Below are 24,903 nucleotides of genomic sequence, written 5' to 3' on the forward strand. Positions count from 1 at the left end.
AGCAGAAGCCCAGATGAGGCGATACAAGAAGGATGTATTACATATCCTGAATTATCAACCGGCTGTTCCAGCCTCCGGACCGGAGAAAGCCGGATACCGTCTGGTAATGATCAAGGAGGTTACCGGAAATATTGAACCCGATGAACAGTTTTACCTGTATACTCTAAAAAATGACTGATTATGATAAAATAAACATATCAGATGCGGAAGAGGCTTCTGTTAATTGATGCTTTTTCTCCCTTCTAAAAAACCGGGAGGTAAATTTCTTATCCCATTATGATTAGAAACTTCACTAAAATATTTGCATTGTTTTCAAAGCGTGAGAGACGGCAGACCTGCTGGTTATTCTGTGGCATTTTGATTATGGGTTTGACTGAAATTACAGGCATCGTCTCCATTGCTCCCTTTATGGGGATTGTTTCAAACCCGGAGATAATCCATACAAACAAATACCTGAGTCAGGTCTACAATGCATTGGGGTTTTCCAGTTCAAACCAGTTTCTTTTTTTTAGCGGAGTAGCAGTTCTGGCAGTACTCGCCTTCGGCAATGGATTTTCATCCTTCATTACATGGCTATTATTACGCTTTACGTTTTTGCAGGGGCATTCGCTCTCTACCCGGCTTCTTAATAAATACCTCAGCCAACCATACGTCTTTTTCCTCAATCGCAACACAGCGGATTTAAGCAAAAACATTCTCATGGAAGTTCATCGTGTAATTGGCGGAGTGCTGATGCCGGGCATGCAGGTATTAACCAAATTAGTTGTTGCGTTGAGTATACTTGGATTGTTGGTAGTGGTAGACCCATTACTCGCTGTAACTGTAGCCGTTGTGCTGGGAGGCGCATACGCAACTGTCTTTGGACTTGTACGCATGAAATTGACCAGGATCGGCAAGACCTCTGCTGAAGCAAGAACACAGTGTTTTAAGGTTGCAAGCGAGGCGCTGGGAGGGGTCAAGGATCTAAAACTCTTTGGCCGGGAATCTGTCTTTCTCCAGCGCTACTCAAACACATCACGTCAGCTTGCAGGTTATGAGGCCACAAGTCAAATGCTGTCTCAATTACCCAGGTATGCGCTTGAGACAATTGCCTTTGGGGGGATACTGCTAATCGTGCTGTACCTGATTGGAGTGAAACAGAATGCTGGAACGGCATTACCCCTGATCTCGTTATATGCCTTTGCAGGATACCGGCTTATGCCGGCATTACAGCGAATATTCATCGGAATGACAACTATCCGGTATAACCTCCCTGCGCTGGATATTTTACACAACGACCTTATCCAGCAGGATGCCGACTCAGGCCCGGCTTTTGATCATGCTGAAACAACGCCTCCATTGAAATTTCAAGACAGGATAGAGCTCCGTGATATCGTATATTACTACCCCAATACGTCCACACCTGCAGTTAATAACCTGAACCTTGTGATCAAGTCTAAAACAACCGTCGGATTTGTTGGGATTACGGGATCCGGAAAAACTACAACAGTGGATATTATTCTGGGGCTGCTGTCACCAACTAAAGGGCAACTTATTGTTGATGGTACCGAAATTACCCCGTCAAATCTTCGCAGCTGGCAGAAAAACCTCGGATATGTTCCGCAGTCCATTTACCTTACTGATGATACCGTTATTCGCAATATTGCCTTTGGAGTCAGAGACGAGGATATTGATAACAAAGCCGTGGAACGGGCGGCACAAATTGCGAATCTGCATGATTTTATCATGCGTGACTTGCCCGATGGTTATCATACCCTGGTCGGCGAACGGGGGGTCAGGCTGAGTGGCGGACAACGCCAGCGGATCGGGATTGCCCGTGCGTTGTATAATGACCCCGAGGTACTCATTTTTGATGAAGCAACCAGCGCACTGGACGGGATTACTGAAAATGCCATCATGGAGGCAATACAAAACATATCCCGCAAAAAAACTATTATCATGATTGCACACCGTTTAACGACCGTTCAGGAATGCGATGTGATTTATATGCTTGAGAAGGGTAAAGTTATAGCCAAGGGAACTTATTCTGAATTGATAGAGTCGAGCTCACAGTTTCGCAAGATGGCTAATGTCACGAACCCGGGACCGGCTCTTTGAAAACATTTCTCTTCCATCGTTCAGCTGTCAAGGGGAGGGTTAACAATGGCACCCTCATCCTTAATCAGCCCCTGTATCCTTACAACCCTCCCTTCCACCTCAAGCCTCCCTTCAGCAAACAGCCTTATTGCATAAGGGAATATCCTGTGTTCATACTTTAAAATTCTCCCAGAAAGGCTCTCCTCTGTATCGTCGTTATAGACGGGCACAGCAGCCTGTATTATCACAGGCCCTGTATCCATACCTTCATCAACAAAATGGACAGTGCAACCGGAGAGTTTAACACCGTAGTTGACCGCCTGTTTCTGTGCATGGAGTCCCGGGAAGGACGGAAGCAGTGCCGGATGGATGTTCATTATCCTCATTGGAAATACATCAATGAGGGGTTTTCTTACAACCCTCATAAAACCTGCCAGGACAACAAGTCCCACACCCCTTTTTACCAGCTCATCCGCAACAGCCGCATAATATCTATCCGGCGAAGAATAATCCGCAGGCCTCATAACAAGACCGGCGATTCCGTTATCCTCTGCCCGCTTTATTGCATAAGCAGCGGGATGGTCCGTAATAAGGACCTCAATCCTTGCTGTCAGATAACCCGTTTTGACGGCATCGATTATTGCCTGGAAATTTGAACCTCTTCCTGATGCAAGCACACCTATTTTCAACATGGATAACACCCCGTAAAAAAGCCTTAACGAGCAATTTTATTGTATATCCATCCAATCAGAAAACCACTTACCAGGCCATCCAGGAAACCGTAGACAAGGCCGATAAAACTGCCCACCGGTGAGATTGAATAACCTGGATAGATCGACTCTGCAAGGGTCTGAAGAAAAAGCCTTCCATACCCGGTGTGGTAACTGATCCATGTGGTAAAAAAGAGCGCACCACCCCATACAACTCCAAGCGCCACACCAAGTGCAAGGGGTTTAAGCTTCATCTTTATCCTCCGGCCTTAAACTCTCGTCATAAAGGGCCTTTTGACTAAGACCATACTGTTGCGCTATCGTCCTTGCCGCTTCTTTGCGTCTCAGCCCCTTCTTCATCAAACTCCATACCTCAGGGATTGCGTCTTCCACTGTGATACCCTCCACCACTTTACCCTCAAGCACCAGCACATACTCACCAGCGATAACCTTCTGTTGAAGTTCCTCGATCAAAACGGATAACTTCCCCCTCAATACCTCTTCATTTAATTTGGTCAACTCATGACAGACGGCACAGTACCTGTCTCCAAAGACCTCATAAATATCGTTTAACGAGTCCAGCAATCTGTGAGGGGCCTCGTAAAAGACAATGGTCCTGTGTTCAAGCCTGAGTTGCTCAAGCATCTTTACCCGCATATTATGTTTTGGCGGCAGGAAACCCGGATATACAAACTCCCTTGCCGTTATCCCTGATATTGAAAGGGCCGCAATTAAAGCGGAAGGACCCGGCACTGCAACAATATTCAGCCCCTCATCTATTGCCGCTCTTATCACCACCTCACCGGGATCGGAGATACCGGGGGTCCCTGAGTCTGTAACAAGGGCAACATCCTGCCCCTCTTTGAGCCTTGCAATCACTGCTTCCGCCTTTGCCTTCTCCTTGGCCCCCCAGTAACTGATAAGCTTCTTTGATATGCCGTAACGGCTAAGCAGTTTTCTTGTATGTCTTGTATCCTCTGCCGCTATAACATCCACCTCTTTTAATATCCTCAGAGCCCTTAAAGTTATATCCTCAAGGTTTCCTATCGGTGTTGCAACTATATAAAGTATACCATTCATTTTCTATCAATCTTCCAGCCACAAAGCTCACAGAGAGCTCAGAGAAAAGACATCGGGATTTTAAAACCAGTTTCATTAAATATCTGCGTTTATCTGCGAAAATCTGCGGCTAACACAGTCTTGATTTCTGTTTTTTTCCAAACCCTGTATCCCGGTTAAATAATGTCGTAATTATTTATTTTAAAAATCTGTCCTTAAACCTGTTCAGCCACATAATATGGCTCTGCTCCTCGTCTATTATTTCATCAACAATCCCTTTTTCCTTAACGCTCTTTCTCAAACCAAGAAAATAGAGCAGGGTCTCTTTTTCAAAGGCCAGGGCAAAGTCAACCGCATCCTGAATACTCTGTATCTCCTTCATCCTTACAAGGGCCTTGTCTGACCCGAGAAAGAAACCCGACTCCACAAAGGCTCTCATATACTCGGATACATCCTCCCACCCCTCTGTCTCCTCATCGCCAATACTCTCCTGCAGGCTTTCAAACCTCTGTTCGTGTATCCGTTCCTTTTTGGCAAGGGTTTCAAAGAGGTCTTTAAGTTCTACCCTGTCTTTAAACCTTTCAGCCATTGACGAATAAAAATCATATCCCAGTTTTTCAGTCCTTACGGCCTGCTCAACAATCTCCCTGACGGAAAAACCCTCTTTTCCCATAGCCTGTCCCTCCTTTAAATGTTCATTTCTGCAAACTGTTCAGATTAGCCTCTCCTTTTTCATCATTATCATTTTCAGACAAATATCTCCTTAATCTTTTGTCTACACTGATTATATTCCCGGCATCATCCCCCCTCAGCTCCCAGGTATAATCACCCCTTGACGTCCTCTTCAGGACAATCCTTACAGGCTTTTTTGGCGTAAGCTGGATAATCCCGGGATTGACGGTTTTGGTGAAGGGACTCTCTGATTCAGAGCTGTTCCGGCTGCATCCGGGGAAGAAAAGAATCAGAGCAATACAAAAGAGCAGAAACTTTAAACCCGGGATTTTAAACCTGCGACTTTCAATATCTGCCATCAGTAGCTCCTGTATTTATTCGTGATCGGGAACCGTCTGTCACGGCCAAAGGCCCTTGGTGTAATCTTTATACCAGGGGGTGCCTGCCGCCGTTTATATTCACTCCTGTCAATCATGTCAATAACCCTTTTTGTACACTCCACCTCGCAGCCAAGGTTTATAATCTCATCAAAACTCCTGTCCTCCTCAATGTAGGCCTTAAGGATCGGGTCGAGCACCTCGTATGCAGGAAGGGTATCCGTGTCCTTCTGCTCAGGCCTTAATTCAGCAGATGGCTCCTTCCACAGCACCCTCTCGGGTATAAGTGCCTTTCCAGCCTTCTCATTTATCAACTTCGACAGTTTATAGACAATGGTCTTCGGGACATCTTTTATTATTGCAAATCCGCCCGCCATGTCACCGTAAAGTGTTGCGTAACCAACAGACATCTCTGATTTATTCCCGGTTGTCAGGACAAGCCATCCAAACTTGTTGGACATGGCCATGAGGAGGTTCCCCCTTATCCTTGCCTGAATGTTTTCTTCTGCGACATTGGGGGGCAGGTCTTTAAAAAAAGCGCTGAGTACTTTGAGGTAAGACTGAAATATTTCGTCTATCGGGATCTCCGACACCTCTATGCCAAGGTTTTCTGCGAGCTTGAAAACATCCTCCCGGCTCTCCCCGGAAGTATAAGGTGAGGGCATAAACAATCCTTTTACCTGTTTTTTCCCAAGGGCCTCCACTGCAATTGCTGCCACAAGGGAAGAATCTATCCCCCCGCTCAGACCTATTACAATGTTTTCAAAACCGTTCTTCCGCACATAATCCCTTGTACCAAGAACAAGTGCAGAATAGACCTCTTCGATCTCGCTGCAAGGCAATGACGGGCTATATTTGTACTTCACGCTCCTCTGTATAACCCTGTCATGTACAGGCATGATAGAGACGGTATCCTCGTGGAGGGCAAATACCTCCTGACGCCTTCTCGGATCATGAAGTCTCCTCATGAATACGGCATCAAGGTTCAGGTCTATTATTATCAATTCCTCGTCGAACTGCCTCCCCCTGAAGAGCAGGTTCCCACACTCATCAAATATCAGGCTATGACCATCAAATACAAGTTCATCCTGTCCACCGACCATATTCAGATATGCAATGATTACAGAGCTGTCCGATGCCCTTGTCGAGAGCATTTTCTCTCTGAAACCTGCCTTGCCAATATGATACGGTGAGGCGTTGATATTCACTATAACCTCTGCGCCTGCAAGTGCCTGTGTCCTTGAAGGACCGTCAGGATACCATATGTCCTCGCAAATATTGACCCCCACAAGGGTATCACCAAGCTTGTAGACCGGGGATTTGTCACCAGCCTGAAAATATCTCATCTCGTCGAAAACACTGTAATTCGGGAGATACATCTTGTGATATACATGGACAACCTCTTTATTGTGTACGATAGCGGCGGAATTATAGATATCAGATGTCCTGTCAACAAAACCCACAACAGCCACTATATCCCCGACTGAACTCCTGATCTCGTCAAGGGCAGACAGGTTATCATCAATAAATTTGGGTTTCAGCAGAAGGTCCTCAGGAGGATAGCCTGTGACGGCCATCTCTGGAAAAGCCACTATATCCGCTCCAGCCTCCGCTGCCTTCTGAATATTACGGACGATCTTCCCGGTGTTACCCTCAAGGTCACCGACAGTGGTATTAATCTGTGCAAGGGCCAGTCTTAAAGTTTTCATACTGAAAATAATTATAGTCTTTGGGACAGGCTTTTGGCAATCGAAAACCAGCACCCTCAAGAACAAAAACAGCCCCGGCATGATGACACGGAGAATCTGGATACAGGCAACGTTTGGTTAAAAAGAAAGGTTTGTTGTAAAATAGTAATTTGGAATATCTCCTGATAAAATAACAATGTTCATCATAGTGGCAAGGGATACATGAATAGCTTCCTCAGTATACTCAGAAACAAGTGGAATGTGGTTGAAAGGGAATCGGAAATTTCAGACCTCGGCTTTCTGATTCTCAGGGTCATTGTCCTTGCTGGCGGGTATGGCTGGCTGAAATTCTCAGAGATACACGAAGAGAACATCGGGATATTTTCCTCAATACTTAAATATTTTATTGCATACTGTTTTTTGATTTATCTGCTGTTATTTCTGAAATTTGAAAAAAAAAGGGCAATCTATGTCCTCTCACTGGTCTTTGACCTCTCATTTGTTTATCTCCTGACAAAATATTCCGGAGGGTTTGGCAGCAGCTTCTTCATCGGATTTTATCTCCTGACAGCCCTTCACTCTTTCTATTATGGATACCTCTTCGGCCTTGGGGTTGCCGTCATATCAACCATCACTTACATGTTCAGCGGCAATTTTGACTTCACCGCCCTGCACTGGACCGAGTTTTCCTTGCGGGCATCTTTCCTGTTCCTGATAGCATTGCCCCTCGGCCTGCTGTCAGAAAAGTTGAGAAGGGACAAGGAAGAGATTGAAAAACTGAACCGGGAGCTCCTCAAATCAATTGACGAACTGAGAAAGTTGCAGCATAAACTCATAGAGGCTGAAAAACTCTCTGCACTCGGCAGGCTCACCGCCGATATTGCCCATGAAATAAGGAACCCCCTGACCGCCATCGGTGGTTTTGCAAGAAGACTCGAGAAACGCATAAAGAAAGGCACAAAGGAAGAGGAATACGCAAGGTTGATATCCTCGGAAGTGGAAAGGCTTGAACGGATACTGAAGGATGTGCTCAGTTTTTCGAGAGAGGCAAAATACCATCTGAACTACGAGAATATCAATAACATCGCATCAGAGACTCTAAAAACCTTCCAAGATTTATGCAAGGAACGCGGTGTTGAGCTAAAAAGCGAATTAGCTTCAGACCTGCCAAAGATCCTGATAGATAAAGATCAGGTCATACAGGCCCTCAACAACCTTGTTATCAATGCCGTTGATGCAATGCCAAAGGGAGGCACCCTGACGATCAGAACGCGCATGGAACAAAAAAACTATATTAACTATGTAGTTTTTGATATAATCGATACTGGTAGTGGTATTCCCAAAGAGAAGCTGGAAAGACTTTTTGAGCCTTTTTATTCAACCAAGCAGGTTGGACAGGGTACGGGGCTGGGGCTCTCCATATGTAAAAAGATTATGGATGAACACAGGGGTTTTATAAAGGTCTCCAGCACAGTCGGAGAGGGATCAATCTTCAGCCTCTATTTTCCGTATGTGCCGGCAAGTGATGCATTCAAGACACAATGCTGGGAATATAACAAATGCGGGGTTGATAAAGCAGGGGATAGCGATGAGAGTGTCTGTCCGGCTTATCCTAATTACGGAAGGATCTGTTGGGGGGTGGCAGGAACTTTTTGCGAGGGAAGAGCCAGGGGCATATTTGCGCAGAAGATAGGTGATTGTAAAAAGTGTGAATTTTATAATAGAGTTGTTACAAGAAAGGATCTTTAATGGAAACCATGAATAATGTAAAAAACAGGGCAAAGCCGTTTGAGTTCATGCAGTGCATAAGTATCCTGAAGTCAACAGCAAAGAGGGCAAAGAACCTGCGCGAACTGAGAGACCTGATTGCTACTGTCAGCGAAGAATCAATATTTCATCATACCTGTCAGTACTTTCTGAAGGGTAGGATACGTGAATACACAAATGATTTTGCTCACTGGGTAGGTGAGTCCCTTGAAGAGAGCGCACTGGCGGAACAACTCTCAAGCATTGACCCCTATGAGTTCAAAAGCATCTCTGAACTAAGAACCGCCATCCTTACTGTAATAGACAATTACCTGGAAAATTTTCCGGAGCCAAGGGAGGCCCTGGCCGGAGAAGAGTTCTATTTTAATGAAACCATTACCATTGTCTTCCCCGCCCACATAAGGGCAAGAAATCTCGCTGAGTTCCTTATTGCAATCAGATACATTGACGGCGCATCTATTTACTATCACTTTCACGAGGCAAGGACACGTCTTGGCGGAGGGATTGATGACTTTTCAAAATGGTTTGATGAAGTGCTGGGTGAACAGGAACTTGCAAAAAGACTGTGGGCCATTGACCCGTTCATGCATAGCATCGAAGGGATCAGGGAGCATATAGTGGAGATCGTTAATGAGAAGGTTAAAAAGGATATGGAAATTACGGGAGTTGAGGAATGATAGCTAAATATGCCGGAATAGCACCAAAGGGCGATTTAATCCTTCTGCAAAAGCTGGGAGAAATATTCCGAGAAAAGTCTTTTCTGCATATAAATTCCACACGTACTGGTGGTGGTGTTGCCGAGATACTGCAACGGATGATACCGATACTGAGGGACCTCGGCATTGATGCAAGGTGGGAAATAATAGAGGGTGATGAAAGGTTTTTTGATATAACAAAAAAGATTCACAATGCCCTTCAGGGCAACTTTGAGGCCATAACGGATGAGATGTGGCAGTACCACTACGAGGTCAATAAGAGGAACGCCAAAAAGCTCAATCTTGAAGCAGATGCTGTTCTGATTCACGACCCACAACCTGCTCCACTGATTGAATTCAAGGTTCAGGATTACTCCGAATCCGACAATGTTCCATGGCTGTGGCGATGTCATATTGATGTCTCAAATCCAGTGCAGGAGGTTTGTGATTACCTCAGGCAATATTGTGAAAAGTATGATGCTGCCATCTTCTCCGTCTCAAAGTTTGCAAGGTCAATGTCAATAGATGAGTTCATTATTCCCCCATCCATTGACCCGTTAAGCGAAAAAAACAGGGACCTGACTGAGGACGAAATAAGGGAAACACTTGAAAAATATAAAATACCGGCTGACAGGCCGATAATGCTGCAGGTATCAAGATTTGACAGATTCAAGGACCCCATCGGGGTTATAAAGGCATACAGGATCGTCAAAAAATACAACGACTGCATCCTGATTCTCGCAGGCAGTCCTGCAAGTGATGACCCCGAGGGAGAGATCGTCCTGAACGAGGTCCGGGAATATGCATCCAATGACCCTGACATACACATACTCCTGCTTCCGCCATTCAGTGACAGGGATATAAACGCCTTGCAGAGAAGTGCAACCGTGGTATTGCAGAAATCACTCAAGGAAGGCTTCGGGCTAACGGTCTCCGAGGCAATGTGGAAGGGAAAACCGGTGATAGGAGGGGCTACAGGTGGAATACCCCTGCAGATTGTGCATGGGTTTACCGGTTTCCTCGTCCATACATCAGAGGGAGCAGCGTTCAGGGCAAGGCAGTTCCTGAACAACCCGGAAATGGTGAAAAAGATGGGTGAAAGAGGTAAAGATTATATAAGGAATAACTTCCTTATAACGCGGCAGGTACGCGATTATCTTTCCGTCTGGTATGCGATTAAAAACAATGAAAAATCGGTTCTTGAACTGTGAAATCCAAAAGGTTAAGGACATTTATAGAAGATAATTTCATAGACAAGGGTCTTTTTATTATCTCAAACAGGGAACCATATATTCATAAAAAGACCCTTAAGGGCACTAAAGTGGATAAACCCGCCGGGGGGCTCACATCAGCCATGGATGCAGTTCTGAAGGCAACCGGAGGCACATGGATAGCATGGGGCAGCGGCAGCGGGGATAAAGAGGCGGTTGATGAAAAGGATTGCATTGCAGTCCCTCCGGAAAACCCATCCTATACGCTTAAAAGGGTCTGGCTGCCCAAAAGGGTATCAGAGAATTACTATCATGGCTATTCCAACCAGGTCCTATGGCCCCTCTGCCACATCGCTCTCGACAGGGTCTACTTCAGAAGGAGATTCTGGGAGGATTATGAAAAGGCAAACCACCTGTTTGCTGAAGCCACCCTTCAGGAGGTTGAAGATGATTGCGTTGTCTGGATCCATGATTATCACCTCTGCCTCGTCCCACGAATCCTGAGAGAGAAGAAACCATCACTCACAATAGCCCATTTCTGGCACATACCGTGGCCTGACTGGAGTGTATTCAGGGTATGTCCTCAATCCACACAGATACTGGAAGGCCTGTTAGGTAATGATATTATCGGGTTTCAGATACCCTTATTTGCCAAGAACTTTATGGACTGCGTAAAAGAGACCCTTGATGCAGAGATCAACTATGACGAATCAACCGTTATATACAGGGGACAGACCACAAGACTGAAGGCATTTCCGATAAGTATTGATTACGATAGATTCAATTCAACAAGCCATTCAAAAAAGGTCACTACTTTAATGAAAAAACTGAGGACAAAGTCCAATCTGCCTCAATACACAGGGGTCGGTGTGGACAGGCTTGAATATACCAAGGGTCTGATAAAGCGGCTGCAGGCGTTAAGCCTCTTTTTTGACAAATACGAGAGATACAGAAAAAAATTCACCTTTCTGCAGATTACGGTTCCGACAAGAATGAAGGAACCCTACATCAGTTATCAGAGAACTGTAGAGAAGCTGATAGAAAAGATAAACAAAAAATATGCAACCGATGACTGGAAACCGATTATCAATATCAATAAAAAGCTTGATCATACGGAGCTTGTTGCATATTACAGAATGGCCGACATTGGCCTGATCAGCTCGATATACGATGGGATGAACCTCGTAGCCAAGGAATACATAGCCTCTCAGGCCGATGAAAAAGGCGTGCTTATACTGAGCGAATTTGCCGGAGCAGCAGATGAACTGGAGGGCGCTATCCTTGTAAACCCCTATGACATAGAAAACTTTGCAGACAGCATAAGCAGGGCTTTGAAGATGCCGGAAAAGGAAAAGAGAGAGAGGATGAGGCTCCTGAGAAAACAGGTGGAGGAACACGATATATACAAATGGATACTTGACATCTTCCATGAGTTGACGATCATATCCTCAATGAAACACAACCAGTGTCAATACCTCTTTGACCACGGCAGCCTGATAAAAGAAAAACTTGCCCGTCATAAACTCTTTCTCTTCCTCGACTACGACGGAACCCTGACCCCTATAGTTGAATCCCCTGAAAAGGCCGTTCTCCCGGAAGAGATACGCTCTCTTATTGTGAAGCTGAAGGAACGGTTTCCGGTTGCCATAATAAGCGGCAGAACACTTCAGGACGTCAGAGAGCGGGTCGGCATCGAGGGACTGGTTTACGCAGGTAATCACGGCGCAGAGATATGGGATGGGGAAAAGACGTTTATCAGCCCTGAGTTTTCAGTCAACAAGGATCAACTGAAGGATTTCTTAAACAGGTTGAGTGAGGCACTCTACCATATTCAGGGTGTTTTAATAGAGGATAAGGGTATCACTGCAAGCATACATTACAGGAAGGTAAGGATCAAATACCTGGGAGAGTTTCTGAATATATTCTGGAGTATAGCAAACGATTACAAGGATGTATTCAGGATTACTTCAGGCAAGAAGGTCTTTGAGATAAGACCGCTTAACGCTTGGAACAAGGGCGATGCAGTCAGGTGGATATGGGAGAATCTGGGAAAAGAGAGACTGCCGGTCTATATAGGTGACGACACCACGGATGAGGATGCCTTCAGGGTATTAAAGGGCAACGGTATCTCCGTCTGTATCGGCTGCAGTCCTGAGGCCGACTATTACCTGAAGAGCCAGAAAGATGTAAAGGAGTTTCTACAGTTTTTGCTGTCATGAAAAAAACTGTCATGAAAAAGACAAAAAAAATTTCAACAACGGCATATCCGTGGTATACAGACCATTATCTGTTCGTAGTTTTGGGGTATTCCGTATTACTGCTCCTCTTGCTGCCGCTGCTTGCCGGCTGTGTATCAAAAAAGGAGCCCTCAGGAGACGGGATGACCACGATTGTCTTCAAGCACGGCAAGATCGCAGGCGACCCCGCCCTCTTCAGGAAATTAATAGAGAGGTTTGAGGCCCGTAACCAGGATATAAAGGTAAAAGACGAGGCCCTTCCCGCATCCACAGACGAGCAGCATCAGTTCTACGTAATAAACCTTGAGGGCAAGAGCTCGGACTTTGATGTCCTGAGCATGGATGTCATCTGGGTGCCTGAGTTTGCAAGGACCGGCTGGCTGAGGGACCTGTCAACCCTTATCCCCAAAGACAAACGGGATGAGTTCTTCCCCGGGCCCATGCAGGCCGTTACCTACAAGGGCAGCATATATGCCATACCCTGGTATATTGATGCAGGCCTGCTCTACTACAGAAAGGACCTTCTTGATAAATACGGTTTTTCGCCACCGAAGACCTGGCAGGAACTCGTAAAGACCGCCCGCAGTATCATGGAGAAAGAGCCTCAGGTATACGGCTTCATATGGCAGGGCAAACAGTATGAAGGACTCGTCTGCAATGTCCTTGAATACTTCTGGAGCAACGGCGGAGATGTGCTGAAAAACGGCAGGGTGGTTATCAACAGCCCTGAAAATATAGAGGCATTACAGTTCATGGTAGATCTGATAAGGAAATACAAGGTCACTCCTCCGCTTGTAGTCACTGCAATCGAGGAGCCCACAAGACATATTTTCGGCAGTGGCAGGGCACTCTTTATGAGGAACTGGCCCTATGCCTGGAACATCTTTCAGAGGGAGGACTCCGCAGTCAGGGGAAAGATAGGGGTATCAAGGCTGCCGTCATTTCCCGGTAAATCCTCTGCATCAACCCTTGGCGGGTGGCAGCTCGGGATAAACAGGTATTCAAAAAACCCGAAGGCCGCAGAAAGGTTTGTTAAATTCCTCACATCCCCTGAGTCCCAAAAGACCCTTGCCCTCACAATCGGCTACAAACCTACAAGAAAATCACTGTACAGAGATGCGGACCTGATAGCACAGCAGCCCTTTATTGCAAGCCTTTACGATATATTTATGACGGCAAGGCCAAGACCCGTAACACCCTACTACATGCTTATCACCCAAGTGATGCAACCCGAATTCAGCGCTGCCCTCTCCGGCATAAAGACCCCTGAAGATGCATTAAAAACAGCCCAGATACAGATCGAGCGAATACTCGGAGCAGAATAATGCGCGATGAGGAAAGGGGAAGATGGTTCGTAATGCCTTCTCTTGTCCTGCTCTCCATTGTCACGATATATCCCCTGATATATGTACTGTACCTGAGTCTTCAGAGGAGACTGCTGATATTCGATGTCTCAAGGTTTATAGGTATTGATAATTATCTCTTTCTCCTCAAAGACGACAGGTTTTTTAATGCCTTTAAAAACACACTGTACTTTACAATAATGTCGGTTACACTGGAGCTGTTGCTCGGCCTTGCAATAGCCCTCCTCATCAACAGGTCCTTCAGGATGAAGGGTCTGATACGTGCAATTGTCCTCATCCCGTGGGCAATACCCACGGTTGTTTCTGCAAAGATGTGGGAGTGGATTTACAATACGGACTTCGGGATACTGAATTATCTCCTGGGTGTAAAGATAAACTGGCTCGGAAGTCCCTTCTGGGCCATTAATGCAGCGGTATTCATGGATGTATGGAAGACCACACCCTTTGTGGTAATCCTCCTTACCGCAGGACTTCAGGTCATACCAAAAGACCTCTACCAGGCCGCCAGGGTGGATGGAGCAGGAAGGTGGGACATTTTTACAAGGATAGTCCTGCCGCTCCTTAAGCCCGTAATTCTGGTGGTCCTTATATTCAGGACACTCGATGCCTTCAGGGTCTTTGATGCCATCTATGTACTGACAGGGGGCGGTCCGGCCAACACAACCGAGACCCTGTCGATATATGCATACAAGGTCCTCTTTCAGACGCTTCAGTTCGGCTATGGCTCCACCCTTGCCGTAGTAGTCTTTCTCTGCACAGGGGGGATCAGTATATTTTACATAAGGCTCCTCAGCAGGGGGGTCAAATTATGAGAAGAGCCCTCTTCTACCTCCTGATAATCCTTCTGGCCCTTTACTGCGCGGGCCCACTTCTGTGGCAGTTTATTACAAGTCTGAAGCCTGACACTGAACTGACAAAACTCCCCCCTATCCTGCCCACCTCCTCGACAATGGATAATTACATCTCCATCTTTAAGGGGAACCCCTTTTTAAGGATTATCCTCAACAGTGCAATCGTTGCAGCATCAACCACCACGCTCTCCCTGATCCTCGGCTCCCTCTGCGCATTCGGCCTTGCAAAACTCAGGATCGGTTATAAGGGCCTGATCCTCGGGTTTGTCCTTTCAGTCTCCATGTTTCCGCCGATAGCAACAGTGAGTCCACTCTATCTCATAATCCGGGCCCTCGGTCTCAGGGACACGCTCTTTGCATTGATAATCACCTATACCACGTTCTCCCTGCCCCTGGCTATCTGGGTGCTCACAAATTTCTTCAGGGAGATTCCTGACGAGATATACCTTGCTGCCCGGGTGGATGGATGCACACCGTTTCAGGTCTTCTACAAGATCATGCTGCCACTTGCAGCGCCCGGCATCTTTGCAACGGCAATACTCGTATTTATATTCTCATGGAACGAGTTTCTCTTTGCCCTCACATTCACATCCACTGTTGCGTCAAGGACAATACCGGTAGGGATTGCACTCTTCCCGGGGCTTCATGAAGTGCCGTGGGGCGACATTGCAGCCGCCTCGGTAGTTGTCACCATCCCCCTGATAATACTCGTATTTGCATTCCAGAAGAGGATTATCGAAGGACTCACAGCAGGCTCGATCAGGGGATAGGCCCGGAGCGGCATCACACGGGACGGTACAACCTCTATGACCTGAACTTCGGTCTCTTGCCGGCCTCAAGAACTTTTTTCCGCAGCCTCACGGATTGAGGGGTTATCTCCACTATCTCGTCTTCCTTGATGAATTCTATGGCCTGCTCAAGGCTCATCTGCCTTGGCGGGACCAGTTGCAGTGTATCATCAGCAGCAGCGGCACGCATATTTGTAAGCTTCTTTTCCTTTGTGATATTCACATCCATATCATTTTCCCTCGAATTTTCACCCACAACCATACCCTCGTAGACTTGGGTGTTTTCCTTGATAAAAAGGGTTCCTCTGGGCTGTATGTGAAACAGCGCATATGGGGTAGCCCTTCCCGACCTGTCGGCAACAAGTGCACCTGTCTTTCTTTTAGTTATGGGACCATGCCACGGTTCGTATCCGTCAAACAGATGGTTGGAGAGGCCTGTCCCCCTTGTGTCCGTCAGGAACTGGGATCTGAACCCGATCAAACCCCGGGAGGGAATCCTGAACTCAAGGACGGCCCGGCCATGTCCATTATTCTGCATCTTCAGCATCTTGCCCCTCCTTATCCCGATCTGCTGGGTCACCACACCGACAAACTCTTCAGGCACATCTATTACGAGCAGTTCCATCGGTTCATGCAGGACACCGTCAATATCTTTTGTTATGGTCTCAGGCATTGATACCGAGAGCTCATATCCCTCTCTCCTCATCATCTCTATAAGTATTGCAAGCTGCAGTTCTCCACGCCCCATCACCCTGAAGGAATCGGGATTCTCAAAATCCACCTTTATGGATACATTGTAAAGCAGTTCCTTTTCAAGGCGCTCCCTCAGTTTTCTTGACGTAACATACGTGCCTTCCTTGCCGGCAAAAGGAGAGGTATTTACGGAAAAGGCCATTGATATGGTCGGTTCATCCACCTTTATTCTCGGCAGAGGCTTTGGTCTCTCTATATCCGTAATCGTATCACCTATGGTAATCCCCTCTATCCCGGCAAGCGCGACTATATCGCCGGCAGTGGCCTTTTGTGTCTCCACCCGGTCGAGTCCATCAAAGGTGTAGATAGAGGTTATCCTCGTCTTTACCGCCTCGCCCCTGTTATCAATCATGGCTACATTATCTCCAACCCTGACAGTGCCTGAAAAAACCCTCCCAATGGCAAGCCTGCCAATATAATCGTTATAATCAATATTGGTTACAAGGAGCTGCAGGATACCTTCGCTGTCACCTTCCGGAGCAGGAATTGTCTCAAGAATAAGGTCAAAGAGCGGCTTCAGGTTTTCTGATTCATCATCCATGCTGAGCTTTGCAATCCCGTCCCTGGCAATTGCGTACACAACCGGAAAGTCCAGTTGATCTTCCGAGGCATCCAGGTCAATAAACATATCATATATCTCATTTAAAACTTCCTGAATCCTTGCGTCAGACCTGTCAATCTTGTTTACAACCAGGATCGGAATCAGTTTAAGTTCGAGCGCCTTTTTAAGAACAAACCTGGTCTGCGGCAGTGGTCCCTCTGATGCATCAACCAAAAGCAATACCCCATCCACCATCTTCAGGATTCTTTCAACCTCGCCACCAAAATCAGCATGTCCGGGCGTGTCAACGATATTTATGATTGTGCCGTTATAATCGACAGCAGTGTTTTTGGCCATAATGGTAATCCCCCGCTCCCTCTCAAGGTCAATGTTATCCATAACCCTTTCGCGGACCTTTTCGTTGGCTCGAAATACACCTGCCTGTCTTAGCATTCCGTCAACAAGGGTTGTCTTGCCATGATCAACATGTGCAATAATTGCAATATTTCTTAAATCTTCACGTTTCATAATCCTGTCCTTTATATCCATATCTTTAATCCTCTTCCTTTTATGTTAAATTTTTTCTTCTTCAAACCATTCCGAAAACATTCAATGCACTTTTAAAAAACTCAACTTTTCTATCTGTCATTCCGGCAGTCCTTAAGCCGGAATCTGTTCTTTGGTAATGCTTTCCGGATGCCCTTAACGCTTCCGGCGCATGACGACAAAAAGACATTTATGCACAAACCCTATACAGGCAGATATGCCCTTGGGTTCAGCTCAAGCCCGGCTATGTCTCCCTTCGTATAATGAAGATATCCTGCAGCGGCAATCATTGCAGCATTATCCGTGCAGAGTGCAACCGGGGGGACATAGAGCTCTACCCCTGTCCTTTCCGCCATCTCTTTCATCGCAGCCCTGAGCTGCCGGTTTGCAGCCACACCACCTGTCAGGGTTACGCTTTTTATGCCCTCCTTTTTAACAGCATCTTCCGCCTTTTTAACCAGCACATCCACTACAGCCGACTGAAAAGACGCACAGACATTCTGTATAAGAGACTCGTCTGAAGAATTATTCAGAGAAACCTTTTCTATATAATTCCTGACAGCCGTTTTGAGTCCACTGAAACTGAAGTCATAAGTCCCTGGAATAAGCGCCCTTGGGAATGGTATTGACTCCGGGTCCCCCTTCCCTGCAAGCTCATCTATTAACGGCCCCCCTGGATAACCGAGCCCGAGCAGCTTTGCAACCTTGTCATAGGCCTCACCGGCAGCGTCATCCCTCGTCCTGCCGAGCTCCCGGTAAGAGCCAAACCCATCCACCCTTATCAGGGAAGTATGTCCTCCGGAGACTATAAGACTGAGAAAGGGAAAGGCCGGTCGCTGCTCAAGGAGAAAGACGGAAAATATATGTCCTTCAAGGTGATTCACACCGATAAGGGGAAGCCCCTTTGCATATGCAACTGCCTTTGCAAAGGAACACCCGACAAGGAGAGAGCCTATCAATCCAGGGCCCTGGCAGACAGCAATGCCCGAGAGGGTCTCAAGCCTGACAGAGGCCATCTTCAGGGCCTCATCTACCACAGGCCATATCATTTCAATATGGCGCCTTGATGCAAGCTCAGGTACTATACCGCCGTACTTTTCATGTATCTCTGCCTGTGAAGAGACCAAGTTGGACAGAATACGACTGCCATCAACCACTACGGAAGCAGAAGTGTCGTCACAGGAAGTGTCTATGCCAAGAATATATGTCATCCAGTCATTATGTCTTAACCCCCTACTGCCTGATTATTACCGTTCCTGCAGGCGGAGTAAACAGGAATATTGAATCCTCCAGAACTCTATTAATCTTTACATCCATAAGTATAATCTCTGTTTTGTTGCCATATCGGTCAAGAAATCTTATCTTCTCCAGTGGAAATTCGTTCTCTGAAAGTACTAATTCTACGGATTCAACAACCGTTTTTTTCCCCTTTGGGGTCATAAAAATATGTCCCGTCCTGCTTTTCAGATCGAAATTATTCTCCAGTTCATCAAGGTCCAGCAGTATTTTCAAGGGAGAACTGCTCAAGCCATAACCACCCATTGCTGAGACAAATGCCTGGGATTCGGAAGGCTGTGCAATAATCATCTCCTTACCTGTTAAATAAACCTCATCCGTACTTCCTTTCGTATACTTCCATCTCATCCTGTCAGGGATTTTCAGATAAAACATCCCCTCAAAAATCTCTTCTTTTTCAAGGTCCTTTATATATGTAACCTGTCTGAATCTGCCCTCAAGTGTCCGGAGATCTTTATAAACAGCCTTCAGCTTTGTTAACGGCACCCCGTCTGCAGATATCGCAGGGAAAGGCAAAATCAAGGAGACGGCCATAAAAAATGTAATGTACCTGACAGTATGCAGACAATGCCTCATTATCCCTTCCGTCCTCATAATAACTCCAATGTAACGAAAAAACTACGGGAAGACGAGAAAGGTTGACAGGATTGAGTCTGAACGATTTTCAGAATTACATAAGACTCATCCGGATGATGAGGCGTAATACTGTCCTCGGAGCCGGGCTGGACGCCCGTCGAGAATGAGTGAAGACTCAATCATGTCAACCTTACAACCGCTCCATTTTGTTTTTCGCTAACAACTTCCCGGGTTTCATTAATAAATGGTATATATGTATAATATCTGAAATGCTGCAAAAATAAAAAGTGAGGGGTTTTTAAATAAACTCGTGAAGGCACTGATCTTGAGTGGGGGCAAGGGAACAAGACTCCGTCCACTTACACATACCATGGCAAAACAACTGGTACCCGTAGCCGGCAAACCAATACTGGGTTACGTCCTTGAGCATATAGCAGCTGCAGGGATAAAGAGTATCGGCGTGATTATATCTCCTGAGACCGGGGAAGAGGTAAAAGGTTACATCGGCACCGGCAGAAAATGGGGAGTTAAGATCACATACATCCCGCAGACTGCTCCCCTCGGCCTTGCCCATGCAGTAAAGACAGCAGAGGATTATCTTGGCAGGGAGAGCTTTGTAATGTATCTTGGCGATAATCTCCTGAGTTACGGGGTAGCCGATGCAGTAAAGAGGTTCAGGAAGGAACAGGCAGATGCCCTTATCTTCCTTAAGGAAGTGGAGAACCCCAAACAATTCGGAGTAGCTGAACTCAGTGCTGACGGAGGCATAAAGAGGCTGATAGAGAAACCATCAAACCCTCCTTCCAACCTTGCCCTTGTCGGCGTATATATATTTACTGAAAAGATACATGAGGCCATAGCCGGAACCAGACCATCCGACAGGGGAGAGCTTGAGATAACTGATGCCATTCAGGAACTTATACGTATGGGCTGTCCCGTCAAAAGCGAGATACTCGACGGCTGGTGGCTCGATACCGGTAAGAAGGACGACTTGCTCCAGGCAAACTCCATAGTCCTTGATGAATACATAAAGCGCTCCTTAAGGGGTAAAGTTGACACCAAGTCCCAGATAGCCGGCAGGGTTGATATCGCTGAAGGCACTGTCGTAAAAAACTCCAGAATCAGGGGACCCGTACGGATAGGAAAGAAGAGCATAATCGAAAACTCCTTTATCGGGCCATTTTCAAGCATTGGTGACAGGGTAAGGATATACAATTCCGTCATAGAACATTCCGTTATCCTTAACGATTCAATTTTAGAGGGAATCGAAAGGCTTGAGGACAGCCTTATCGGAAGGGGCACCAGGGTTTTACACAGCAACCAAAGGCACAAGGCACTGAGATTAATGGTTGGTGACGACTCGACGATAGAGATATAGCCATGAAATTCGAGGAAGGCTCAATAAAGGATATAATAATAAAACCCCTTAACGTCTTTACCGATCAGAGGGGATGGCTCACTGAATTATTCAGGGATGACGAGCTGCCAAAAGGGTTTCAACCTGCCATGGGTTACGTATCTGTCACACATGCAGGCGTGACAAGGGGCCCGCATGAACATATCGAACAAACAGACTACTTCTGCTTCCTTGGCCAATTCTCCCTCTACCTCTGGGATAACAGAAAAGACTCTACAACATATTTGAGGAAAATGATAATCGAGGAGACCCGGAACAGGGTGATTATCGTTCCACCGGGTGTGGTACACGCTTACAGGAATACAGCAGATGAAGACGGTCTTGTCCTTAACTTCCCTGACAAGCTTTATGCAGGCCGGGAAAAGAAGGAGAAGGTTGACGAGATAAGATTTGAAAATGATCCCAAAAGTCCTTTTCAGGTATGGAGTGTGAAATGAAGATCTTTGTGACAGGCGGATGCGGATTTATCGGCTCCAACTTCATCAGATATATTTTAAAAAAATACCCGGACTATGAAGTGGTGAATCTTGACGCCCTCACCTATGCAGGAAACAGGGAAAACCTGAGGGATATTGAAGCAGACCAGAGGTATCAATTCATCCATGGAAGGATAGAAGATACCAAAACTGTTTCAGGTGCACTGAAAGGCGCTGACCTTGTCGTTAATTTTGCAGCAGAAAGCCATGTGGACCGTTCCATCATAGACACCCAGCCCTTCCTCATGACCAATATCGTCGGCCTTCAGGCACTTATTGACAGTGTCAGAAGAGCAGGCATACAGAAATTCATCCACCTCTCCACTGACGAGGTATACGGCAGTCTGGAAACAGATGACGGCATCTTTACCGAGGAGACCCCCCTTGCCCCAAACTCCCCCTATTCTGCTTCAAAAGCTGCCGGCGACCTCCTTATACGTGCCTGCGTCAAGACTTACGGATTTCCCGCCATCATAGTCAGGCCATCAAATAATTACGGTCCCTTTCAGTACCCGGAAAAACTGATTCCACTCATGGTAACCAACCTGATGGATAAAAGACCGGTACCTGTGTATGGAAAAGGTGAAAACATCAGGGACTGGCTCTATGTTGAGGATACATGTACGGCCATAGACACGATTATGCACAGGGGAAAGGCCGGAGAGGTATATAATGTAGGCGGCGGAAGCGAGAAAAGGAATATTGAAGTGGTAAAAAAGGTGCTCTCCCTCATGGAGATGGGGCAGGAATATATAGAATTTGTTTCTGACAGGCCGGGGCATGATTACCGTTATGCCATTGACTACTCAAAACTCAGGAATGAACTCGGATGGACCCCTGAGGTTGATTTTGATATTGGCATTGAAAGGACCATCCTGTGGTATATGGAGAACCAGTGGTGGTGGAGACCGCTTAAAGAGAGGCTTTCAGATGAAAGCAAGGGATTCTGGAGTGGTCAGGGATGAGGGTCCTTGTCACCGGTGCAAACGGGATGCTTGGAAGAGACCTCATGGCCGTGCTTGAAAAAAGACACGAGGTCATATCCCTTGACCTTGAAGGACTTGATATAACAGACAGGGAGGGGACACATCACACCATCTTCTCCATCAGACCGGATATCGTGGTAAACTGTGCAGCCTACACAAACGTGGATATGGCAGAGGATGAAAAGGAGACGGCCTTCAGGGTCAACGGCCTTGGGGTACAGAATCTCGCCATTACCTGTAATGAACTGAAGATCAGGCTCTGTCATATAAGCACGGACTATGTTTTTGACGGCACAAGCACAAGACCATATACCCCCCTTGACAACACATCAGCCGTAAATGCCTACGGTGAGACCAAGCTTGCCGGAGAACGGTACATCCAGTGGCTGATGCCCGAGTTCTATATAATCAGGACAAGCTGGCTCTACGGCCAACACGGCAATAATTTTATCAGGACAATTCTGCGGCTATCCGGCGAAAGAGACGAGATAAAAGTGGTTTCCGACCAGAAAGGCTCACCTACCTGGACCGTAACCCTCTCGGAAGGCATCTTGAAGGTTATTGAATCAGAAGTCTTTGGAATACATCATATAACCGACAGGACAGCAGGGGGTATCAACTGGTATGAACTTGCCGCTGAGATTATAAGGCTTTCAGGTGCTTCCGTAAAAGTTATTCCCATATCAACAGATGAATATCCAACCCGCGCAAAACGTCCGTCATATTCAGTCCTTGATACGTTTCACACAGAAGTCTCCACAGGCTTCAGCCCCCCGGACTGGAAGACGTCACTCGAAAAATTCATTCACATCCTTAAAAACCAGTCAGATGTTTCCTCTTCCTGATAAACCAGATACTCAAACCCCTCAGGGTCCTGCAGCCTGAAGTACCGCCGCCTCTTTCCTGTATTAAAATCCTCTGTTACCCACTTCTCCATAACCTCTACTTCTATGACCCTGTCATCAACATGGAGTGTAAGAGGCCTTTCGTCCACCTTGCCGCCTGAATATGCAGAGACCCTGATTTTCCTGTCCATATAACTATTGTACCCTTTCAACCCCTAAAATGAGTTAGAGCAACCTGACGGCCGTTTCATCCCTCTTTTTCGCTAATCCCCTGTATTGACAAAGCGTTAGGCTTATGTTATTTTAAAATTTAAATACAGGAAGAACAACACTGGGAGGAAACACTTAAAATGAACACTGTTAAGACATTTATGCTGCTGACCATAATGACACTCTTCTTTGTCTGGATCGGCGGCTTTTTAGGTGGCAGAACAGGAATGACCTTTGCCATCATCTTCGCTGCAGGGATGAACTTTTTTGCATACTGGTTCAGCGACAAGGTTATCCTCAAGATGTACAAGGCACATGAAGTTAGCGAGGCAGAGGCCCCTGAGCTTTACTCCATTGTCAGGAGACTCACGCAGAAGGCGGGAATGCCCATGCCAAAGGTCTATATTATCGATGCAGATCAGCCGAATGCCTTTGCAACAGGGAGGAACCCTAAACACGCGGCCGTGGCTGTAACAAACAGTATCATGAGACTCCTGAGTCGTGAGGAACTGGAAGGTGTGATCGGGCATGAGCTCGCTCATATCAAACACAGGGATATACTCGTCAGCAGTGTTGCTGCAACCATTGCAGGAGCCATAAGCTATCTTGCCCAGATGGCACAGTGGGCTTTCATCTTCGGTGGTTTCGGGCGTGGCAGTGACGAAAGGGGCGGAAATCCATTTGTTGCACTGATAATGATGATCGTAGCCCCAATTGCTGCAATGATAGTGCAGATGGCAATATCGAGGTCAAGAGAATTTGCCGCTGATACCGGTGGTGCAAAAATAACAGGCAATCCGAGGTATCTCGCAAGTGCGCTGAGAAAACTTCATATGGCATCAGAGCTGATTCCGATGAATGCAACCCCGGCCACCTCACACCTTTTTATTGTAAATCCACTCTCTGGAAAGAAGGTTGCAAAACTGTTCAGCACCCATCCCCCGGTTGAAGAGAGGATTGCACGCCTTGAGGCCATGAGTCTGTAAACATCTTTTTGTCATACCCCGAATGCATTCGGGGTATCCTGAAAGCATTTAAAAGATGAGATTCCGGCTTAAGAATTGCCGGAAAGACAAACTAAAGAGGAGATGACCCAGATTGACTACAGTTTCTGATACCGGATTTTTCAAGACAGGCTTTGGCTGAGGAGAGGCCATAAACCTGGTCCAGGTTGTCCGGCTGACGGAACTGTGATCCCTGCTGCTCACTCTCTTTAAACCTTCACGCTGATTCTGTATTTTTTCACATCTGTCTTTACCCCCATCACAGATATTGCTGCAACAATCCAGCAGCCGGGAAAAACCCTGTCTTAATCTTTGTCTGTCCATAAACTCACTTATTCCGTCATTCCCGCAAACAGGCGGTGTCACACTTGTCACCGCTATGGATTCAGGGCATGCCCTGATACTTGTTTATTGTCATCCTGAACTTGTTTCAGGATCTGTTTGAAACGTAACATTTTGAGGGGTATGGAACTGGCTGTTCCATCTGGTCTGCAAAACCAGGATCAGGGCTAAAGAAAATGCCCTGGTGGGTTCGATTCCCACTACCCCTCTCCATATATTAAACCGGCAAATAAATACAGAATTTTTAGCTGGTTAAAAGTTTGTTGCACAAACAGAAAAAAAACGATATATGTCATTCTGAATTTATTTCAGAATCTCTAAGAATCGATGACTTATGAGACGCAGTCTGTTCGCCTTGCCAAGCCTGAAACAATACTGAAACAAGTTCAGCACATGGTTCAGAGCCTGCCCTGAAT

Annotated in this window: 24 protein-coding genes and 1 tRNA gene; 15 read left to right on the top strand and 10 right to left on the bottom strand. The window is 46.4% G+C overall.

What is annotated here, in order from left to right:
• The first annotated feature begins 13 nt into the window (after positions 1-13).
• Together VST71_09725 and VST71_09730 are read left to right on the top strand one after the other, a co-directional pair.
• Positions 14-178 (top strand): hypothetical protein, encoded by a 165-nt coding sequence (locus tag VST71_09725; protein MEC4685994.1) that lies wholly within the window; start codon positions 14-16, stop codon positions 176-178.
• A gap of 185 nt (positions 179-363) precedes the next feature.
• Entirely contained in the window at positions 364-2,097 is a 1,734-nt protein-coding gene (locus tag VST71_09730; protein MEC4685995.1) for an ABC transporter ATP-binding protein, read from the top strand.
• Positions 2,098-2,117: 20 nt separating this feature from the next.
• On the opposite strand, the gene purN is transcribed toward VST71_09730, so the two are convergent.
• The 6 genes from purN to VST71_09760 form a co-directional block, all read right to left on the bottom strand.
• Positions 2,118-2,768: a phosphoribosylglycinamide formyltransferase gene (gene purN, locus VST71_09735; GenBank protein MEC4685996.1), complete on the bottom strand. Its 651-nt coding sequence runs from the start codon at positions 2,766-2,768 to the stop codon at positions 2,118-2,120.
• A gap of 23 nt (positions 2,769-2,791) precedes the next feature.
• Positions 2,792-3,040, bottom strand: a complete 249-nt coding sequence (locus VST71_09740; protein MEC4685997.1) for a bacteriophage holin — start codon at positions 3,038-3,040, stop codon at positions 2,792-2,794.
• Complete coding sequence (rsmI, locus tag VST71_09745) at positions 3,030-3,866, bottom strand: 16S rRNA (cytidine(1402)-2'-O)-methyltransferase (GenBank protein ID MEC4685998.1); 837 nt, start codon at positions 3,864-3,866, stop codon at positions 3,030-3,032. Before rsmI ends, VST71_09740 begins: the two co-directional genes overlap by 11 nt.
• A 175-nt stretch (positions 3,867-4,041) precedes the next feature.
• Positions 4,042-4,518: a ferritin family protein gene (locus VST71_09750; protein ID MEC4685999.1), complete on the bottom strand. Its 477-nt coding sequence runs from the start codon at positions 4,516-4,518 to the stop codon at positions 4,042-4,044.
• 22 nt (positions 4,519-4,540) lie between these two features.
• Positions 4,541-4,876, bottom strand: a complete 336-nt coding sequence (locus VST71_09755) for a hypothetical protein (protein MEC4686000.1) — start codon at positions 4,874-4,876, stop codon at positions 4,541-4,543.
• Positions 4,876-6,603 carry an NAD+ synthase gene (locus tag VST71_09760; GenBank protein ID MEC4686001.1) on the bottom strand — a complete coding sequence of 576 codons (1,728 nt, stop codon included), beginning with the start codon at positions 6,601-6,603 and terminating at the stop codon, positions 4,876-4,878. The genes VST71_09755 and VST71_09760 overlap by 1 nt, the downstream gene beginning before the upstream one ends.
• A gap of 201 nt (positions 6,604-6,804) precedes the next feature.
• On the opposite strand from VST71_09760, the gene VST71_09765 reads away from it, so the two are divergent.
• Genes VST71_09765 through VST71_09795 form a run of 7 tightly spaced genes read left to right on the top strand, consistent with a single transcriptional unit; the run spans position 6,805 to position 15,477 of the window.
• Positions 6,805-8,331: an ATP-binding protein gene (locus VST71_09765; protein MEC4686002.1), complete on the top strand. Its 1,527-nt coding sequence runs from the start codon at positions 6,805-6,807 to the stop codon at positions 8,329-8,331.
• A gap of 8 nt (positions 8,332-8,339) precedes the next feature.
• On the top strand, positions 8,340-9,026 hold the full coding sequence (locus VST71_09770) for a DUF5752 family protein (GenBank protein ID MEC4686003.1): 687 nt from the start codon (positions 8,340-8,342) through the stop codon (positions 9,024-9,026).
• A complete protein-coding gene (locus VST71_09775) occupies positions 9,023-10,255 on the top strand; it encodes a glycosyltransferase (protein ID MEC4686004.1) in 1,233 nt (410 codons plus the stop codon). The genes VST71_09770 and VST71_09775 overlap by 4 nt, the downstream gene beginning before the upstream one ends.
• Positions 10,252-12,474 carry a bifunctional alpha,alpha-trehalose-phosphate synthase (UDP-forming)/trehalose-phosphatase gene (locus VST71_09780; GenBank protein ID MEC4686005.1) on the top strand — a complete coding sequence of 741 codons (2,223 nt, stop codon included), beginning with the start codon at positions 10,252-10,254 and terminating at the stop codon, positions 12,472-12,474. The genes VST71_09775 and VST71_09780 overlap by 4 nt, the downstream gene beginning before the upstream one ends.
• A gap of 11 nt (positions 12,475-12,485) precedes the next feature.
• Positions 12,486-13,817: an ABC transporter substrate-binding protein gene (locus VST71_09785; protein ID MEC4686006.1), complete on the top strand. Its 1,332-nt coding sequence runs from the start codon at positions 12,486-12,488 to the stop codon at positions 13,815-13,817.
• A complete protein-coding gene (locus VST71_09790) occupies positions 13,817-14,668 on the top strand; it encodes a sugar ABC transporter permease (protein MEC4686007.1) in 852 nt (283 codons plus the stop codon). The genes VST71_09785 and VST71_09790 overlap by 1 nt, the downstream gene beginning before the upstream one ends.
• Complete coding sequence (locus VST71_09795; protein ID MEC4686008.1) at positions 14,665-15,477, top strand: carbohydrate ABC transporter permease; 813 nt, start codon at positions 14,665-14,667, stop codon at positions 15,475-15,477. The genes VST71_09790 and VST71_09795 overlap by 4 nt, the downstream gene beginning before the upstream one ends.
• A gap of 34 nt (positions 15,478-15,511) precedes the next feature.
• On the opposite strand, the gene typA is transcribed toward VST71_09795, so the two are convergent.
• The 3 genes from typA to VST71_09810 form a co-directional block, all read right to left on the bottom strand.
• Positions 15,512-17,338 (bottom strand): translational GTPase TypA, encoded by a 1,827-nt coding sequence (gene typA / locus VST71_09800; protein MEC4686009.1) that lies wholly within the window; start codon positions 17,336-17,338, stop codon positions 15,512-15,514.
• Positions 17,339-17,538: 200 nt separating this feature from the next.
• On the bottom strand, positions 17,539-18,546 hold the full coding sequence (tsaD, locus tag VST71_09805) for a tRNA (adenosine(37)-N6)-threonylcarbamoyltransferase complex transferase subunit TsaD (GenBank protein ID MEC4686010.1): 1,008 nt from the start codon (positions 18,544-18,546) through the stop codon (positions 17,539-17,541).
• A 22-nt stretch (positions 18,547-18,568) separates the two neighbouring features.
• A complete protein-coding gene (locus VST71_09810) occupies positions 18,569-19,225 on the bottom strand; it encodes an outer membrane lipoprotein carrier protein LolA (protein MEC4686011.1) in 657 nt (218 codons plus the stop codon).
• 292 nt (positions 19,226-19,517) lie between these two features.
• On the opposite strand from VST71_09810, the gene VST71_09815 reads away from it, so the two are divergent.
• Genes VST71_09815 through rfbD form a run of 4 tightly spaced genes read left to right on the top strand, consistent with a single transcriptional unit; the run spans position 19,518 to position 22,931 of the window.
• Positions 19,518-20,585 carry a glucose-1-phosphate thymidylyltransferase gene (locus VST71_09815; protein ID MEC4686012.1) on the top strand — a complete coding sequence of 356 codons (1,068 nt, stop codon included), beginning with the start codon at positions 19,518-19,520 and terminating at the stop codon, positions 20,583-20,585.
• Positions 20,586-20,587: 2 nt separating this feature from the next.
• Entirely contained in the window at positions 20,588-21,061 is a 474-nt protein-coding gene (locus tag VST71_09820; protein MEC4686013.1) for a dTDP-4-dehydrorhamnose 3,5-epimerase family protein, read from the top strand.
• Positions 21,058-22,065 carry a dTDP-glucose 4,6-dehydratase gene (rfbB, locus tag VST71_09825; protein MEC4686014.1) on the top strand — a complete coding sequence of 336 codons (1,008 nt, stop codon included), beginning with the start codon at positions 21,058-21,060 and terminating at the stop codon, positions 22,063-22,065. Before VST71_09820 ends, rfbB begins: the two co-directional genes overlap by 4 nt.
• Positions 22,062-22,931 carry a dTDP-4-dehydrorhamnose reductase gene (gene rfbD, locus VST71_09830; GenBank protein MEC4686015.1) on the top strand — a complete coding sequence of 290 codons (870 nt, stop codon included), beginning with the start codon at positions 22,062-22,064 and terminating at the stop codon, positions 22,929-22,931. The genes rfbB and rfbD overlap by 4 nt, the downstream gene beginning before the upstream one ends.
• Here the strand turns inward: rfbD and VST71_09835 are convergent.
• Entirely contained in the window at positions 22,892-23,122 is a 231-nt protein-coding gene (locus tag VST71_09835; GenBank protein ID MEC4686016.1) for a hypothetical protein, read from the bottom strand. The two genes, rfbD and VST71_09835, sit on opposite strands and share 40 nt — an antisense overlap.
• 159 nt (positions 23,123-23,281) lie before the next feature.
• Between VST71_09835 and htpX the strand changes: the two genes are divergently transcribed.
• Positions 23,282-24,127 carry a zinc metalloprotease HtpX gene (gene htpX / locus VST71_09840; protein ID MEC4686017.1) on the top strand — a complete coding sequence of 282 codons (846 nt, stop codon included), beginning with the start codon at positions 23,282-23,284 and terminating at the stop codon, positions 24,125-24,127.
• Between the two features lie 476 nt (positions 24,128-24,603).
• Positions 24,604-24,700, top strand: a tRNA-Cys gene (locus VST71_09845).
• Positions 24,701-24,903: the final 203 nt, after the last annotated feature.

It is taken from the genome of Nitrospirota bacterium, from assembly GCA_035873375.1.
In the GTDB taxonomy this organism is placed as follows: Bacteria; Nitrospirota; Thermodesulfovibrionia; order Thermodesulfovibrionales; family JdFR-85; genus BMS3Bbin07.

Coding starts and splice junctions, on each gene's coding strand:
- purN (MEC4685996.1), bottom strand. CDS start 2,768: ATGTTGAAAATAGGTGTGCTTGCATCAGGAAGAGGTTCAAATTTCCAG.
- VST71_09775 (MEC4686004.1), top strand. CDS start 9,023: ATGATAGCTAAATATGCCGGAATAGCACCAAAGGGCGATTTAATCCTT.
- typA (MEC4686009.1), bottom strand. CDS start 17,338: ATGGATATAAAGGACAGGATTATGAAACGTGAAGATTTAAGAAATATT.
- VST71_09760 (MEC4686001.1), bottom strand. CDS start 6,603: ATGAAAACTTTAAGACTGGCCCTTGCACAGATTAATACCACTGTCGGT.
- tsaD (MEC4686010.1), bottom strand. CDS start 18,546: ATGACATATATTCTTGGCATAGACACTTCCTGTGACGACACTTCTGCT.
- VST71_09795 (MEC4686008.1), top strand. CDS start 14,665: ATGAGAAGAGCCCTCTTCTACCTCCTGATAATCCTTCTGGCCCTTTAC.
- VST71_09750 (MEC4685999.1), bottom strand. CDS start 4,518: ATGGGAAAAGAGGGTTTTTCCGTCAGGGAGATTGTTGAGCAGGCCGTA.
- VST71_09785 (MEC4686006.1), top strand. CDS start 12,486: ATGAAAAAGACAAAAAAAATTTCAACAACGGCATATCCGTGGTATACA.
- rfbB (MEC4686014.1), top strand. CDS start 21,058: ATGAAGATCTTTGTGACAGGCGGATGCGGATTTATCGGCTCCAACTTC.
- VST71_09820 (MEC4686013.1), top strand. CDS start 20,588: ATGAAATTCGAGGAAGGCTCAATAAAGGATATAATAATAAAACCCCTT.
- VST71_09730 (MEC4685995.1), top strand. CDS start 364: ATGGGTTTGACTGAAATTACAGGCATCGTCTCCATTGCTCCCTTTATG.
- VST71_09770 (MEC4686003.1), top strand. CDS start 8,340: ATGAATAATGTAAAAAACAGGGCAAAGCCGTTTGAGTTCATGCAGTGC.
- VST71_09790 (MEC4686007.1), top strand. CDS start 13,817: ATGCGCGATGAGGAAAGGGGAAGATGGTTCGTAATGCCTTCTCTTGTC.
- rfbD (MEC4686015.1), top strand. CDS start 22,062: ATGAGGGTCCTTGTCACCGGTGCAAACGGGATGCTTGGAAGAGACCTC.
- VST71_09740 (MEC4685997.1), bottom strand. CDS start 3,040: ATGAAGCTTAAACCCCTTGCACTTGGTGTGGCGCTTGGAGTTGTATGG.
- VST71_09765 (MEC4686002.1), top strand. CDS start 6,805: ATGAATAGCTTCCTCAGTATACTCAGAAACAAGTGGAATGTGGTTGAA.
- htpX (MEC4686017.1), top strand. CDS start 23,282: ATGAACACTGTTAAGACATTTATGCTGCTGACCATAATGACACTCTTC.
- rsmI (MEC4685998.1), bottom strand. CDS start 3,866: ATGAATGGTATACTTTATATAGTTGCAACACCGATAGGAAACCTTGAG.
- VST71_09835 (MEC4686016.1), bottom strand. CDS start 23,122: ATGGACAGGAAAATCAGGGTCTCTGCATATTCAGGCGGCAAGGTGGAC.
- VST71_09725 (MEC4685994.1), top strand. CDS start 14: ATGAGGCGATACAAGAAGGATGTATTACATATCCTGAATTATCAACCG.
- VST71_09755 (MEC4686000.1), bottom strand. CDS start 4,876: ATGGCAGATATTGAAAGTCGCAGGTTTAAAATCCCGGGTTTAAAGTTT.
- VST71_09810 (MEC4686011.1), bottom strand. CDS start 19,225: ATGAGGACGGAAGGGATAATGAGGCATTGTCTGCATACTGTCAGGTAC.